The 13,782-nt window shown below is 72.2% G+C and carries 17 protein-coding genes; 6 read left to right on the top strand and 11 right to left on the bottom strand.

The genetic code is table 11. From position 1 onward, the window contains the following. The first annotated feature begins 139 nt into the window (after positions 1-139). The 3 genes from QSK22_RS28600 (at position 140) to QSK22_RS33875 (ending at position 1,007) form a co-directional block, all read left to right on the top strand. Positions 140-361, top strand: coding sequence for a hypothetical protein (locus tag QSK22_RS28600; RefSeq protein WP_285497532.1), 222 nt, complete (start codon positions 140-142; stop codon positions 359-361). A 54-nt stretch (positions 362-415) separates the two neighbouring features. Then, complete coding sequence (locus QSK22_RS28595; protein ID WP_285497531.1) at positions 416-772, top strand: ATP-binding protein; 357 nt, start codon at positions 416-418, stop codon at positions 770-772. 130 nt (positions 773-902) lie between these two features. Then, on the top strand, positions 903-1,007 hold the full coding sequence (locus tag QSK22_RS33875) for a DUF397 domain-containing protein (RefSeq protein ID WP_352231498.1): 105 nt from the start codon (positions 903-905) through the stop codon (positions 1,005-1,007). A 76-nt stretch (positions 1,008-1,083) separates the two neighbouring features. On the opposite strand, the gene QSK22_RS28590 is transcribed toward QSK22_RS33875, so the two are convergent. From QSK22_RS28590 to QSK22_RS28565, 6 genes are read right to left on the bottom strand one after another with little or no spacing between them, the layout of a single operon-like run. Further along, entirely contained in the window at positions 1,084-2,577 is a 1,494-nt protein-coding gene (locus QSK22_RS28590; RefSeq protein ID WP_285497530.1) for an aldehyde dehydrogenase, read from the bottom strand. Then, the gene (locus QSK22_RS28585; protein WP_285497529.1) at positions 2,549-3,328 is read right to left on the bottom strand and encodes an alpha/beta fold hydrolase; all 780 of its coding nucleotides are present in this window, start codon (positions 3,326-3,328) and stop codon (positions 2,549-2,551) included. Before QSK22_RS28585 ends, QSK22_RS28590 begins: the two co-directional genes overlap by 29 nt. Further along, a complete protein-coding gene (locus QSK22_RS28580) occupies positions 3,325-3,876 on the bottom strand; it encodes an amino acid synthesis family protein (protein WP_285497528.1) in 552 nt (183 codons plus the stop codon). Before QSK22_RS28580 ends, QSK22_RS28585 begins: the two co-directional genes overlap by 4 nt. Next, a complete protein-coding gene (locus tag QSK22_RS28575; protein WP_285497527.1) occupies positions 3,873-4,472 on the bottom strand; it encodes an amino acid synthesis family protein in 600 nt (199 codons plus the stop codon). The genes QSK22_RS28580 and QSK22_RS28575 overlap by 4 nt, the downstream gene beginning before the upstream one ends. Next, a complete protein-coding gene (locus QSK22_RS28570; protein WP_285497526.1) occupies positions 4,469-5,605 on the bottom strand; it encodes an LLM class flavin-dependent oxidoreductase in 1,137 nt (378 codons plus the stop codon). Before QSK22_RS28570 ends, QSK22_RS28575 begins: the two co-directional genes overlap by 4 nt. Continuing rightward, positions 5,605-6,324: a GntR family transcriptional regulator gene (locus QSK22_RS28565; protein ID WP_285497525.1), complete on the bottom strand. Its 720-nt coding sequence runs from the start codon at positions 6,322-6,324 to the stop codon at positions 5,605-5,607. The genes QSK22_RS28570 and QSK22_RS28565 overlap by 1 nt, the downstream gene beginning before the upstream one ends. 168 nt (positions 6,325-6,492) lie before the next feature. On the opposite strand from QSK22_RS28565, the gene QSK22_RS28560 reads away from it, so the two are divergent. Genes QSK22_RS28560 through QSK22_RS28550 form a run of 3 tightly spaced genes read left to right on the top strand, consistent with a single transcriptional unit; the run spans position 6,493 to position 9,046 of the window. After that, positions 6,493-8,088, top strand: coding sequence for a BCCT family transporter (locus QSK22_RS28560; RefSeq protein ID WP_285497524.1), 1,596 nt, complete (start codon positions 6,493-6,495; stop codon positions 8,086-8,088). Then, a complete protein-coding gene (locus tag QSK22_RS28555; RefSeq protein WP_285497523.1) occupies positions 8,085-8,546 on the top strand; it encodes an ester cyclase in 462 nt (153 codons plus the stop codon). The genes QSK22_RS28560 and QSK22_RS28555 overlap by 4 nt, the downstream gene beginning before the upstream one ends. Continuing rightward, positions 8,543-9,046 carry a flavin reductase family protein gene (locus QSK22_RS28550; protein WP_285497522.1) on the top strand — a complete coding sequence of 168 codons (504 nt, stop codon included), beginning with the start codon at positions 8,543-8,545 and terminating at the stop codon, positions 9,044-9,046. The genes QSK22_RS28555 and QSK22_RS28550 overlap by 4 nt, the downstream gene beginning before the upstream one ends. A 92-nt stretch (positions 9,047-9,138) precedes the next feature. On the opposite strand, the gene QSK22_RS28545 is transcribed toward QSK22_RS28550, so the two are convergent. The 5 genes from QSK22_RS28545 to QSK22_RS28525 are packed head-to-tail and all read right to left on the bottom strand — an operon-like array spanning position 9,139 to position 13,778. Then, a complete protein-coding gene (locus QSK22_RS28545; RefSeq protein ID WP_285497521.1) occupies positions 9,139-9,879 on the bottom strand; it encodes an HpcH/HpaI aldolase family protein in 741 nt (246 codons plus the stop codon). Continuing rightward, the gene (locus QSK22_RS28540) at positions 9,876-10,643 is read right to left on the bottom strand and encodes an SDR family NAD(P)-dependent oxidoreductase (protein ID WP_285497520.1); all 768 of its coding nucleotides are present in this window, start codon (positions 10,641-10,643) and stop codon (positions 9,876-9,878) included. The genes QSK22_RS28545 and QSK22_RS28540 overlap by 4 nt, the downstream gene beginning before the upstream one ends. Then, positions 10,640-11,950, bottom strand: a complete 1,311-nt coding sequence (gene hisD, locus QSK22_RS28535; RefSeq protein WP_285497519.1) for a histidinol dehydrogenase — start codon at positions 11,948-11,950, stop codon at positions 10,640-10,642. The genes QSK22_RS28540 and hisD overlap by 4 nt, the downstream gene beginning before the upstream one ends. 20 nt (positions 11,951-11,970) lie before the next feature. Continuing rightward, the gene (locus QSK22_RS28530) at positions 11,971-12,642 is read right to left on the bottom strand and encodes an alpha/beta fold hydrolase (RefSeq protein WP_285497518.1); all 672 of its coding nucleotides are present in this window, start codon (positions 12,640-12,642) and stop codon (positions 11,971-11,973) included. Then, positions 12,639-13,778 carry a cupin domain-containing protein gene (locus tag QSK22_RS28525; protein WP_285497517.1) on the bottom strand — a complete coding sequence of 380 codons (1,140 nt, stop codon included), beginning with the start codon at positions 13,776-13,778 and terminating at the stop codon, positions 12,639-12,641. Before QSK22_RS28525 ends, QSK22_RS28530 begins: the two co-directional genes overlap by 4 nt. Positions 13,779-13,782: the final 4 nt, after the last annotated feature.

Genomic DNA, 13,782 nt, shown 5'->3' with positions numbered 1-13,782 from the left:
CAGGGCCTCAGCTCGACTGGAAGGAGTCGAACCTGTGAGCAATGTACCGAATCGCTCTCCATCCGATCCGGCCGGAGGCATGTGGCGGCACGGGCGAGGCGGACTGACCGGTGAGCGGCTGAGGGTGCTTACCGAACTCATGATCGACCTGCGTGGCCTGGGGCGCGGTTCGTCCCTGCTCGCACCCACCACCGGGGAAGGGCTGCTGTTCGTGCCGCTGCCGCGGACGGGTCGGCGGATGCCGGTGCTCGGGCTGCAGGACGGCCGGGGACGGTGGTCGTACCTGTGGGACGGGGGTTACTGCGCCGACGCCGACGGCACGATGCGGGCCGCGCACCAGATCGCGGCGGTGCGGTGGTGATCGAGTGGGGGCACGTGGTGACCGGCCACGTAGGCGGCACTGCGGGGGGGGGACGTGCGGGAGGTGCGCCGGTTCGTCCGCGAGGCGCTCGACACCGAGGGCGGCGCATTCGACCTCGATGACATCGACCTCATGACAGCGGAGATCGCCACCAACGCCGCCCGGCACAGCGCAAGCGGCCGGAAGGATGGCGGGGTGCGGGTGACCGTGCTGTGGACACCCGACCTTGCACGGGTGGAGATCCAGGACGACGGCGACTCCGAAACACTGCCCCAGATGAGCCACAGCGACGAGTGGGGTGAGTCCGGCCGCGGCCTTCTGCTGGTGAACGAGCTGGCCCACGCCTGGGGCGTGAGGGTTGGCGACGACGAACGGCGAAGGGTCACGGTCTGGTTCGAGGCGAAGGGGTGACCCCATCAAGAACGAGGAGAAGTGACTGACCGGGCCTGAGCGTTCGCGGTGCCCTCGTCGATCTGTTGTAGGTAGTCGAGGAGGGCACCGAACGCGAAGGCGTCCGGATAGCCGGGGCCGCTGACAGCGGATCGGTATTCGTGATTCCAAGGCGCCCGGTGGCCCCGTGCTTGAGTTGAGCCGGTCGCAGTGGGCCGCTTTCTCGTTGGTCCTCCGGGACGCGACGGGAGCGTGATTGCGGCCGACGGGTCGGCGGGGCGTTGGTGGTGGGGTGCGCCCGCCCGGGGCGGACGGGCGCACCTGATGTGGGGTTAGGAGCGGAGGACGAAGGGGTCGGCGGTCGGTTCTTCGCTGGTGTTGATCCAGACGCTCTTGAGGCGGGTGTACTCCTTGATCGCTTCGGTGCCGTGTTCGACGCCCATGCCGCTGGCGCCGAAGCCCTCACGGGGGGACATCGGCGACATGGCGCGGTAGGTGTTGACCCAGACGGTGCCCGCGTCGAGCCGCTGGGCCATGCGGTGGGCGCGGGCCAGGTCGCGCGTCCACACCCCGGCGGCCAGGCCGAAGTCGGTGTCGTTGGCCAGGCCGACGACCTCGTCCTCGGTGGCGAACGGCATCACCGTCACCACCGGGCCGAAGATCTCCTCCCGGCAGATGCGCATGTCGTTGCGGGTGTCGACGAACACGGTCGGCTCGAAGAAGAAGCCGTCGCCGGGCACGTCGGGGCGGCGGCCCCCGTACAGGACGGTGCCGCCGTCCTGCTGCCCGATCCGCACGTACTCCTCCACCTTGGCGAGCTGCCCGGCGGTGGCCAGCGGCCCCAGCTCGGTCTGCGGGTCGAGCGGGTCGCCGATCCGGATGGTCGCGGCCCGGTCCGCGACCCGCTTGAGCACCTCGTCGTAGACGTCGCGGTGCACGAAGACGCGGCTGCCCGCCACGCAGGTCTGGCCCGCCGCGGCGAAGATCCCGGCGACGATGCCCATGGACGCGCTCTCCAGGTCGGCGTCGGGGAACACGATGTTGGGCGACTTGCCGCCGAGTTCCAGGGTGGTCTTCACGAACCGGCCCGCGCAGCTGCGGGCGATGGCCGCGCCCGTGGCGCTGCTGCCGGTGAAGCTGACCTTGGCGACCAGCGGGTGCTCCACCAGCGGGACGCCGGCGCCCGGGCCGTCGCCGGTGACCACGTTGACCACGCCGGGCGGGAACCCGGCCTGCTCGAACAGCGGCACCAGGGCCAGCAGGGAAGCGGAGGTGTGCTCGGACGGCTTGATGACGATCGTGTTCCCGCTGACCAGGGCCGGGGCCAGCTTGGTCGTGGTCAGCAGCAGCGGGGAGTTCCACGGGGTGATCGCGCCGACGACGCCGACCGGCTCGCGCAGCGTGTAGTTGAGGATGGCGCGCTGGTTGGACGGGATGACATCGCCGTGGATCTTGTCGGCCAGGCCGGCGTAGTAGAAGTAGTACTCCGGCAGCGCGGTGAGCTGGGCGCGCATCTCGCGCAGCAGCTTGCCGTTGTCGAGGGTCTCCTGCCGGGCCAGGTGGTCGGCGTTGTCGGCGATGAGGTCGCCGAGCCGGCGCAGCAGCCGGCCCCGCTGGGTCTGGGTGAGGTCCCGCCAGGACGGCGCCTCGAACGCGGCGCGGGCGGCGCGCACCGCCCGGTCGACGTCGGCGGCGCCGCCGCGGGCCGCCTCGTACCAGGGCTGCCCGGTGGCGGGGTTGACGCTGGGGAAGTACTCGCCGTCCGCGGGCGGGACCCACTCGCCGGCGATGTAATGGTCATGACGCGTGAGGGATCGGACGTTCACCGTCGACGCTCCTTGTGTGTTCGAGGATGAGGGCGGCCAGTTCGCCGGGGGCCTGCAGCGGCAGCAGATGCCGGACGCCCGGGACGACGACCGCGCGGGCGCCGGGGACGGCTGCGGCGATCTTCCGGCTCATCTCCGGGGTGGAGCCCGGATCGTCGGACCCGGTGACGGCCAGGGTGGGCGCGGTGATGCCGCCCAGCCTCGGCCACAGGTCCCGGTCGGCGGTGCAGAAGATCTCGTAGCAGCGCGCGTAGGAGTCCCGGTCGGTGGCCAGCAACGTCTGCAGAACCTCCTCGGCCAGCTCCGGTTCGGCCTTCCGCCAGGCGTCGTCGAACCAGCGGTCCACGGCGGCGCGGGCGGTGGCGGCGGGGTCGCGGCGGGTCAGCTCCAGCCGGGCCCGGACCGCCGCGGCCTGCTCGGGCGTCCGGTCGGCCACGGCGCTGACCAGCGTCAGCGACCGCACCGACGCGGGGGAGCGCAGCGCCAGTTCCTGGGCGATCAGGGCGCCCAGGGAGAACCCGACGACGTGCGACGGGCCGGGCAGCGCCCCGGCGACGGCGGCGGCCAGGTCGGGCAGGCCGGTACCGGGCGCAACCGGCGCCGACCCGCCGTGACCGGGCAGGTCCAGCAGGGTGACGCGGTGCCGGGCGGCGAGCGCGGGCACGCACCGCCGCCACATGGCACGGTCCAACCCGACGCCGTGCAGCAGCACGACGTCGGTGCCGGCCCCGGTCCGCTCGGCCGCGATCACTGTTCCGTGGACAGCGGGGCCAGCCGGGCCTGCGGACGGCCCTGCGCGGCGGCCGCCAGCCCGATGACGATCTCGCCGGCGCGCGGGGCGTCCGGCACCCGCGCCTCGACCGTCTGATGGTGCGACCTGGTCGTGGCGTCGGTGACGTGCTTGAGCGGGATGTCGAACACGGTCCCGGCGGGGGCGCGCTTCTCCACGGCCGGCAGCAGCGTGGTGGCGTCGGCCGCCTTGCGGAAGTGGTCGCCGAACTTCAGCGTGTGGATCAGCGCGGAGCCGTGCTCGATCTCGCCGTCCAGGCCCACGATGGCCGCCTTGCCGTACGCCTCGACCGGCGTGCCGAGCGCCTCGACGACGCGGGGCGCGAGCAGCTCGCCGAGCCGGGGCGCGACGTCGTCGATGACCGGGGCGAGGTCGCGCACGAAGCCTTGCCCGGCCCACGGGTTGTCGATGACGGCCAGCACCACGGCGACCCGGGCGGCCGGCGAGACCGGTTCGCCGCCCTCGGTGAGGACCTCTTCCACCGTGGTGACGATCTTGCGGACGTTCAACGTGCGTACTCCACATCCTTGAGGGTGACCCGGGGATCGGTGCGGCGGTCGCCGATGCGCGCGTTGGGGCGCGGTCCGGCGGCCGCCGCGGCGACGACCACGATCTCGCCGGGCCGGGGCGCGTCGGGGACGCGCATTTGAACGGTCTGGTAGTGCGAGCGGGTGGCGCTTTCGGTCTTGTGCCACACCGGGACCGTCAGCGCGGACCCGGCCGGGGCGCGGTCGTCGGCGAACGCGATGATCGAGGTGCCGTCGACCAGCTCGCGGAAGATGTTGCCGAAGTAGGGCGTGTGGATGAGGGCGGCGCCGTGCTCGATCTCGCCGTCCAGGCCCACGATGGCGCCCTTGCCGAACGCCTCGACCCGCTCCGGGCCGCCGAGCGCGTCGGTCAGCCGGCGGGTCAGCTCGGTCGCCAGCACCGGTGCCAGCGCGGCGGCCTCGGCGGAGAGGTCGGGCAGCACACCGCGTCCGGCCCACGGGTTGGCGACGACCGCGGCGGCGGCGACCCGGCGCACCGGGACGCGCACCGGGCGGCCCACCTCGATGAGGATCTCGTCGGTGGTCGTGACGAACTTGCGGACCGGTGGCGCCGTCATGCCGGCGAACCCGAGGTGAACTGCGGCATGACCTTCTCGGCGAACAGCTCGAGGCTGCGCATGGCGTGCTCGTGCTTGAGCCCGGGATGGGTCGTCCACAGCAGCAGGTGCTCCAGGTTCAGCTCGCTGCGCAGCTCGTGGATCTTCTCCGCGACGTATTCGGGGGTGCCGACGAGCAGGTTGCGGGGGTGCAGGAAGTCGAAGGACAGCCGGTGCTCGTCGGTCAGCTCCTCGCCGGCCTCCATCAGGTTGCCCAGGCCGCGCCAGTGCGTGATCCACCGATAGGAGGTGAGCAGCGCCTCCTCGAACTCGGCGCGCGCCTGCTCCATGGTGTCGGCGACGTAGACGTCGCGGACCAGGCCGATGCCCTCGCCGAGGGCGTACTCGCGGCCGGACGCGGCGCTGGCGGTGGCCCGGTACAGCTCGAAGCGCTCCTTGAGGGCCGACACCGGCGGCAGCCAGAACAGCCCCTGGATCTGCCGGCTCGCCGCCCACTTGATGGACCGCGGGGTGTCGATGACCTGCCACAGCGGCGGGTGCGGCCGCTGCAGTGTGCGCGGCACCACCGCCATCTTGGTGATGACACCGTCAGCGGTGAAGGCGTCGGTCGCCGGTGACATCGGGTGGTTCCACCGCACCCCCGGCGCGGGGAACTCGTAGAACCGGCCCTTGTGGTGGAAGAAGTCACCCGACCACGCCTTGACCATGACATCCAGGGTCTCCTCGAACAGGGCGCGGTTGCGCTCCTGGTCGCGGGGGTCGGCGGCGTCGTTGAGGTTGAGCGCCTCCCGGCCGTACAGGCCGCGGCCGACGCCGACCTCGACCCGGCCGCCGGACAGCTGGTCGAGCATGGCCAGGTCCTCGGCGAGCCGCAGCGGATGCCAGAACGTGATGATGTTGGCGGCCTGGCCGATGCGGATGCGTTCGGTGCGGGCGGCGATGTCGACGCCCATCAGCACCGGGTTCGGGGTGATCTCGAAGCCCTCGTGGCCGAAGTGGTGCTCGGTGTACCAGATCGACCAGAATCCGGCCTGGTCGGCGGCCCGGGCGAACTCCCTGGCCTCCCGCATCGCCTGGTCGTAGGCGTCCAGCCTGCCGGGGGCGCCGAGGGCATGGAAGATCGAGAATCGCATCAAGGCTCCTTTCCGTTCTCTGCCGGGGTGCCGGACGCACCGAGCACGGGGTCCGCCATGACCTCCCGTTCGCTGGCCCGGACGTGGTCGCGCATCGCCATCTCGGCGCCGAACCCGTCCTTCTCGCAGATGCGCTCCAGGATGATCCGGTGCTCGTGCAGCGACGCGCCGAGCCGTCCCGGGTGGCGCAGGGTGCTGACGACGAGCCGGTGGTAGGCCAGCTGGTTCATCAGCAACCGGTAGTGGTTCTGCAGACGGGTGTTGTCGGCGCCGTGGACGATGACGCCGTGGAAGTCGTGCACCAGCCGCGCGTACTCGTCGGCGTCGCCGCGCGCCACGGCGAGCTCGGACTCGGCCACGTTCCGCCGCAGCTTGTCCAGCTCCGGCACCTGCCCGCGGCGCGCCAGCAGCCGGGCCGCCAGGCCCTCCAGCATCTCCTTGAGCTGGAACAGCTCGACGACCTCCCGCCGGGACGGCCGGCGCACGAAGGTGCCGACCCGGGACCGGATCTCCACCAGCCCCTCGACCTGGAGCTGCTTGAGCGCCTCGCGGATCGGGGTGCGGCTGGTCCCGTACGTCTCGGCCAGCGTCACCTCCGACAGCGGGGCGCCCGGCGGATGGTCGCCGCGGATGATGGCGTCCCGCAGCTCCGCCAGGACCCGGGCCCGGACGCCGCCGGCGCCTCCGCCGGAGTCTGAACTCGCGGATGGTGCTTGCATGGCAGAGACGCTAACCATCGATCCCGTCGGACGTCAATGGACGAGCCGATTTCCCCCTAAGAGTGCTGGTGAGCCTGAACAGCAAGTAAATGGTCCGAGAGTATTGACCTACGTCACACCCCCGGCCTACGGTCGTCTGCCATACAAGCTGCGAGGAAGGGAGCCTCTATGCAGCCACGGACGGACACCGCGCCGCACGGCAGACCGGGCGCGGTGTTCTGGATCTCGCTGGCGGTCTCCGCCGTCTTCGTCGGATGGGGTGTGGCCGCCCCCGACACGCAGATGGACGCCATGAGCACGGCGCTGAACGCCATCACCCGCAACTTCGGCTGGCTCTACCTGACCGTGCCGCTGGTGCTGCTGGTGGCGCTGCTGTTGTTGGCCTTCAGCAGGTACGGCCGCATCCGCCTGGGCGCCGACGACGAGCGCCCCGAGTTCCGCACCCACTCCTGGCTCGCCATGATCCTGTCCGCGGTCATGGGCATCGGGCTGGTGTCGTACGGCGTCGCCGAGCCGATCTCCCACTTCGGGACCCCGCCGCACCATCTCGCCGCGCCGGGCACCCCCGAAGCGGCCGTGGTGGCGCTGCAGTACTCCTACTACGACTGGGGCGTGCACGCCTGGGCCGTCTTCGCGGTGTTCGGGCTGGCCATCGCCTACTCGACGTACCGCAAGCGGCGCGGCGGGCTGGTCAGCTCGCTGTTCACACCGCTGCTGGGCGACCGGGTCAACGGCCCCATCGGCAAGTCCATCGACATCTTCGCCGTCTTCGCGACGCTGTTCGGCACCACCACCTCGCTCGGCCTCGGCGCCCTGCAGATCGACAACGGGCTGGGCCGACTGCTGGGCACCCCGTCCGGGACGGCGACCCAGGTCGTCATCATCGCCGTCACCACGGTGCTGTTCACCGCGTCGGCGGTGTCGGGCCTGGACCGCGGCATCCGGTTCCTCAGCGAGTCCAACCTCGTGCTGGCCGTGGCGCTGTTCTTCTTCGTGCTGTTCACCGGGGCCACGGCCTTCGTCATCAACCTGTTCCTGGAGTCCGTCGGCCGCTACGTCAACGACTTCTTGGCGATGAGCCTGCGCGGGCCGACGTTCGGCGACCTCGCCTGGATGCAGGGCTGGACCTACTTCATGATGGCGTGGTGGATCGCCTGGGGCGCCTTCGTCGGCGTCTTCCTGGCCCGCATCTCCCGGGGCCGGACGATCCGGCAGTTCGTGCTGGGCGTGCTCGGCGTGCCCAGCCTGGCGTTCTTCGCCTGGTTCGCGGTGTTCGGCGGTTCGGCGATCGAACTGGACATGCGGCACGGCGGCCATGTCGCCAAGGCCACCGCCGCCGACATCAACAGCGCGTTCTTCACCCTGCTCGACGCGTTCCCGCTGCCCGCCCTCACCTCGACGGTCGTCATCCTGCTCGCGGTGCTGTTCTTCATCTCCGGGGCGGACGCCAACACCTTTGTGCTCGGCATGCTGACCTCGCGCGGCAGCCTGCGCCCCCGCCGCCCGGTGCTGGTCGTCTGGGGCGCGGTGACCGGAGCGCTCGCGGTCATCCTGCTGCTGGCGGGCGGGCTGGAGGCGCTGCAGCAGACGGTCATCGTCTCCTCGGCGCCGTTCATCCTCATCATCGGCGGGCTGCTGGTGTCGCTGTGGAAGGATCTCAAGGACGATCCGGCCGCCGTCGCACCGCAGGTGCCCGCCGTGCCGGCGGCGCGGACGGAACCGGTTCTGATGGCCGAGACGGTGAAGAAGGGAGCGCGGTCGTGACCACCGGAGACGAACTGAAGCGCAAGGTCCGCGACATCTGGCACGCGGCCTGGGACCTGGGGGAGGTGTCGGCGCTGGACGATCTGCTCGCGCCCGACTACCGCCGCTACGGCCGCACCTCGCCGGACGGGCAGACGCGGGAGGAGCTCAAGGCGTCCATCACCGCCTGCCGCCGTGCCTTCCCCGACCTGACCACGGTCATCGACGACATCGTGGGGGAGCCCGGACGGCTGGCCATCCGGTGGCACAGCGGTGGCACGCACACCGGGTCGATGCTCGGCGTGCCGCCCACCGGCCGGACGGTGGCGGTGTCCGGCGCGACCTTCGCGCATGTGGCAGGCGGTCTCATCGTCACCGAGCACGTCACCTGGGATCCCCGGGAACTGCTGGAGGCGCTCGGCATCATCACCGTCGGCGCGGGAACCCCGGCCGGCGCACGGACCCTGGAGGAGGTGTGAACGCGGTGCTCACCGCCGTCGACCAGGAGCTGATCCGCAACGTGCACCGGAGGTTCGTCTCCGGGGTCACCATCGTCACCACTTGCCATGAGGGCGTCCCGCGCGGCCTGGCGGTCAACGCCTTCGCCAGCATCTCGCTGGACCCGCCGCTGATCCTGGTCTGCGTGCAGAAGACGTCCTCGACCTACCCGTCGCTGTTCGCCGAGCAGTACTTCGCCGTCAACATCCTCAGCCGGGACCAGCAGGCCCTGGTACGCAAGTTCGCCACCAAGGACCCCGACAAGTTCGCGGGCGTGGCATGGCACCCGGGGGCGACGGGCGCCCCGGTCCTCGACGGGGTCAGCGCCCACCTGGAAGCGGAGATCACCGAACGGCTCCAGGCCAGCACGCACACCGCCTTCATCGGCAGGGTGGTCGAGGCGGGCCACTCCGACCGTCCGCCCATGGTCTACAGCGCGGGCCGCTTCTACGACGGAGGTCTTCTCCACGAACTCACCTGACCCGACCGCGGGCTCCCCCTCGCCTCCGCGTGCATGGTGGTTCCGGCCCGCGCGTCGGCAGTTGGGATGAGCGGCGGCGCGCGGGCCGGGGGTCAGGGGGTGGGGCGTGTCTCGGTGAGGGTGCGGAACGTCGCCAGCAGGACGTGGGCCAGGTTGTAGACGATCAGCCCCGGCGGGGCCGCGGCGGCCTGGGGCGGCGAGTTGACGATCGTCATCATCGGGGTGCCGGACTCCTCGGCGGCGGCGCGGACCCGCGCGGTGGCCTCCTGGACGGCCGGTTCGGCGGCGCCGCCGGTCAGGCCCATCGCGACCGACAGGTCGGCGGGCCCGACCATGATCGCGTCGACGCCGTCGACGGCGAGGATGGCCGGGGCGTTGGCGCAGGCCTCGGGTGTCTCGGCCATGACCACGACGAGCGTGCGGTCCGCGGTGTCCCGCAGGTGGTCGGGGATGCTCGCCGCTCCGAACCGGCCCGCCCGGCTGTAGGTGGCGAAACCCCGTTCGCCGAGCGGCGGGTAGTGCGCGGCGGCGACGGCGCGGCGGGCGTCCTCGGCGGTGTCCACGTGCGGGACGATGATGCCCGCCGCGCCGAGGTCCAGCACGCGCAGGACCAGACCGGGGTCGTCCTGCCCCACCCTGACCAGCACCGGCAGGCCGTGCGCCTGCGCCGCGGTCAGATGGTGCTGCAGCGCGACCAGGTCCGCCGGGCCGTGCTCGCAGTCGATCACCACGTAGTCCAGCCCGGCGACCCCGGCGAGTTCGACGAGGAACTCGCCGGGCATCCGCAGCAGCCCGCCGACCAGGGTCTCCCCGGCGCGCAGCCGCCGTTTCACCGCGCCACCATCCCCGCGGACAGGTCGATGTCGGCCGCGCACAGGCCCTGCATCGACAGCATCGCCAGCAGCGCCGCCGCGACCTCCTCCTCGGTGACCATGCGGCCCAGCGCCGAGCGGGACACGAACGCCCGCTCGGCCTCCTCGTAGGACGTGCCGGTGCGTTCGGCCTCCAACCGGAAGTTGCGCTCCATCCGCGGGCCCGCGACCGGGCCGGGCGACAGCGAGTTGACGTTCACGCCCGCCGGTCCGACCTCGGTGGCCAGCGTGGTCGTCAACCCGATCACCGCCATCTTCGACGCGCAGTACGGGGTGCGCGCGGTGAGCGGGCGCTTGCCGCTGACCGACGCCACGTTCACCACGTCGCCCGCGCCCCGCTCCACCATCGGCGGCAGGAACGCCCGGCACATCAGGTAGACGCCGCGGACGTTGACGTCGAAGACCGCGTCCCACTCCTCGGGCTCGATCTCGGTCAGCCGCTTGACCGGCCCCGGCACCCCGGCGTTGTTGACCAGGATGGAGATCTCCTCGTCGGCCAGTTCGGCGGCCAGGGCCGCGACGTCGCGCGGGTCGGACACGTCGCAGGCGGCGGCCCGGCCCGGCGTCGCCAGCCCGGCCACGGCCGCCTCCGTCTTGGCCCGGTTCCGGCCCACCGCGATCACCCGGGCGCCGGCGTCGGCCAGGGCCCGGACCATCGCCAGACCGAGGCCGTTGCCGCCGCCGGTCACCAGCGCGGTGCGCCCGGCGACCCGGTGCGCGGTCACGCGTACGCCTCGTCGCGCCAGGGCAGGGACGCGTCGCCGAACCGGGCGGCGCGCACGTCGCCGGAGCGGGCGTGCCCCTCGAACAGCTCGACCCGCGAGGCGCGGCCGCACACCTCGCCGAGCCGGGCGCTCGCCGCCGGGTCGGTGACCTCCTGGTAGGTGACGGTCTTGAGGTACTTGCCGACCCACAGCCCGCCGGTGTACCGGGCCGCGCCGCGCGTCGGCAGGACGTGGTTGGTGCCGATGACCTTGTCCCCGTACGACACGCAGGTGCCCTCGCCGAGGAACAGCGCGCCGTAGTCGCGCATCGACTCCAGCGCCCGGCGGGGCTCGGCGGTGAGCACCTCGACGTGCTCGGCGGCGTAGCCGTCGGCGACCGCGAACGCCTCCTCCACCGAGTCCACGACGACCACCTCGCCGTGGTCGCGCCAGGCGGGCTCGGCGAAGTCGCGGGTCGGCATGCCCGGCAGCAGCCGCTCGATGTGCTCGATGACCTCGCGGCCGAGGTCGGCGGAGGTGGTGACCAGGATCGCGGGGGAGTCGGGGCCGTGCTCGGCCTGCGACAGCAGGTCCACCGCCACGGTGAACGGGTCGGCGGTCTCGTCGGCGATCACCAGGATCTCGGTGGGGCCGGCGAACAGGTCGATGCCGACCTCGCCGAACAGCTGCCGCTTGGCCTCGGCGACGTAGGCGTTGCCCGGCCCGGCGATCATGTTGACGCGGCCGATCGTCTCGGTGCCGACCGCCAGCGCCGCCACCGCCTGCACGCCGCCGAGCAGGTAGATCTCGTCCGCCCCGGCCAGGTGCATCGCGGCGATCGTCGCGGCCGGGATCTCGCCGCGGATCGGCGGCGTGCACGCGCTCACCCGCGGCACCCCGGCGACCTTGGCGGTGACGATCGTCATGTGCGCCGACGCCGTCAGCGGGTAGCGGCCGCCCGGCACGTACGCCCCGGCCGCGGCGACGGGGATGTGCCGCTGGCCGAGCCGCACGCCCGGCAGCGTCTCGGCCTCGAAGTCGGTCAGCGAGTCGCGCTGCAGCTGCGCGAACCCGCGCACCTGCTCCTGCACGAACGTGATGTCCTCGATCACCTGGGCCGGAACGCCCGCGATGATCCGCTCGACCTCCTCGGGGGCGAGCCGGAACGACTCCGGCGACCAGTTGTCGAAGCGTTCGGAGTACTCGCGGACGGCGGCGTCGCCGCGTTCCCGCACGTCGGCGATGATCGCCTCGACGCGTTCGCGGACCTGCCCGAGGTCGTGCGCGACGCGTTCAGAGGGGACGGGCTTCTTCAGGATCTGGGGCACGGGTCGGCTCTCCTTCGTCGTCACTTGTCGTTCAGCCACTCGTTCAGCAGGCCCGCCAGCACGCGCGGGCGTTCGATCGGCAGCAGGTGGCCGGCCCCGGGCAGGATGCGCAGCCGTGCCCGCCGGTCCGGCACGGCCTCGGCGATCCGGCGGTGGAAGGCCACCGGGCACAGGGCGTCGTCGCTGCCGCAGACCGTCAGCACCCGGCACGATGCGGACGCCAGCACGCCGAACGCGTCGGTGCGGGTCGCCTGCGCCGCCAGTTGCGCGCGGAAGGTGTCGGGGCCGATGCGGCGGGCCATGCCCCAGAACCGGTCGTCGTGGCCGGGTTCGGCGAACATCGTCGGCAGGATGTCGTCGCGGATGACCGCCTCGAACCCGCCGGTGGCGGTGCGTTCGTCCATGGACCGCCAGCCGGCGAGCTGCTGCGGGGTCGGCGCGGCCGCGTTGGTGGAGATCGCGCACAGCGCCGTGACGCGTTCGGGAGCCAGGCGCAGCACCTCGAACCCGACGATCGCGCCGAGGCTCAGGCCGATCAGCGTGAACGGCCCGTCCACCGCGGCGAGCACCTGCTCGGCCATGCCGGTGACGGTCGGCGCGGTGATCTCGGCGTGCACGGTGTCCGGCAGCTCCACGCCGGACCACAGGTCCGCGTCGCAGAGCATGCCGGGCACCAGGACGGCCGGTGTCATCGCCGCGGCACCAGCGCGGCGGGGGCCAGGTAGCCGCCGTGGTCGAGGGCGACGCCCGCGTCGGCGGCCTGCCTGACGACCTCCTCGTCCCACTCCAGGCGGACGCGGCCTTCACCGCCGGTCACCACGACCATGGACGCCTCGGCGTCGCCGGCGTTGCGGACGGCGCGCCACGCCCCCTCGGGGATCGACAGCATGTCCCACGGGCCGAGCCGCACCGACAGCTCCTCGCCGGGGCCGTTCAGCGTGACCTCCCACTCGCCGTCCTTGACGATCAGCACCTGGGACCGGCCGTGCCGGTGTCGTGACACCCCCTGCCCGGGCAGCGCGCGCAGCCACGCGATCGAGTGGCCGTGCGGGTTGCCGATGAGCGGTTCCTGGAAGCGGTCCTCGGTGATGCCGTAGCCCACCACCGCCGCGAGCCTGGCACCGCCGCCGGGCAGCCGCGAGTCGAGGAACGGCGCGTCGCTCCACACCAGGTCGTCGGGGGTGGCCACGCGCTTGCGCATCTCCTCGGCGCTGTAGGTGCGCAACGCGGCGATCTGCTCCGCCGTGATCGGCCGGACCAGCTGCGACTCGTCCGGAAGCGGGTCGCCGGCGACCGTGTCCACCAGTTCGCCCGCCGCCGTCAGGTACAGGCCGTGCTTCTCGGCCTCTTTCAGCACCGAGGGCGCCCAGATGATGCCGCCGGTGTCGTCCTCGCCGAGCGTGGTGAACAGCCAGCCGTCATCGGAACCCACGTTGGTGAAGCCGCGGAACACCCAGGTGGGGATCGAGGCGATGTCGCCCTCGCGCATCACCAGCTCCCCGTCCACCCCGTCGGTGCCCCAGCGCACCAGGAACTCGCCCCGGAAGCACAGGAACACCTCGGCGGTGAAGTGCAGGTGCATGCTGTTGGTCACGCCGTTGGGCATGGCGGCGGCGCCGACGTTGAAGCCGTGCGGCTCGCGCAGGTTGATCACCTGGCCGGGGCTCTGGCTGACCCCCGGGCCGATCATCGCGTAGTTCTCCTTGCGGTCCGAACCGGGCGTCCGGCAGTCGATGAACGCCTGGTCGCAGGAGACGAAGTCGCTTCGCCGGATGGTGCGCCGGGCCAGCTCGGCCTGCTTGACCCGGACCGTGGGCATAGTGTTCATACGT

This window comes from Actinomadura sp. NBRC 104425, assembly GCF_030269545.1.
GTDB classification, from domain to species: Bacteria; Actinomycetota; Actinomycetes; order Streptosporangiales; family Streptosporangiaceae; genus Spirillospora; species Spirillospora keratinilytica.
The sequence above is the reverse complement of the archived record's forward strand: the minus strand, read 5'-3'. Positions and strand labels throughout refer to the sequence as shown.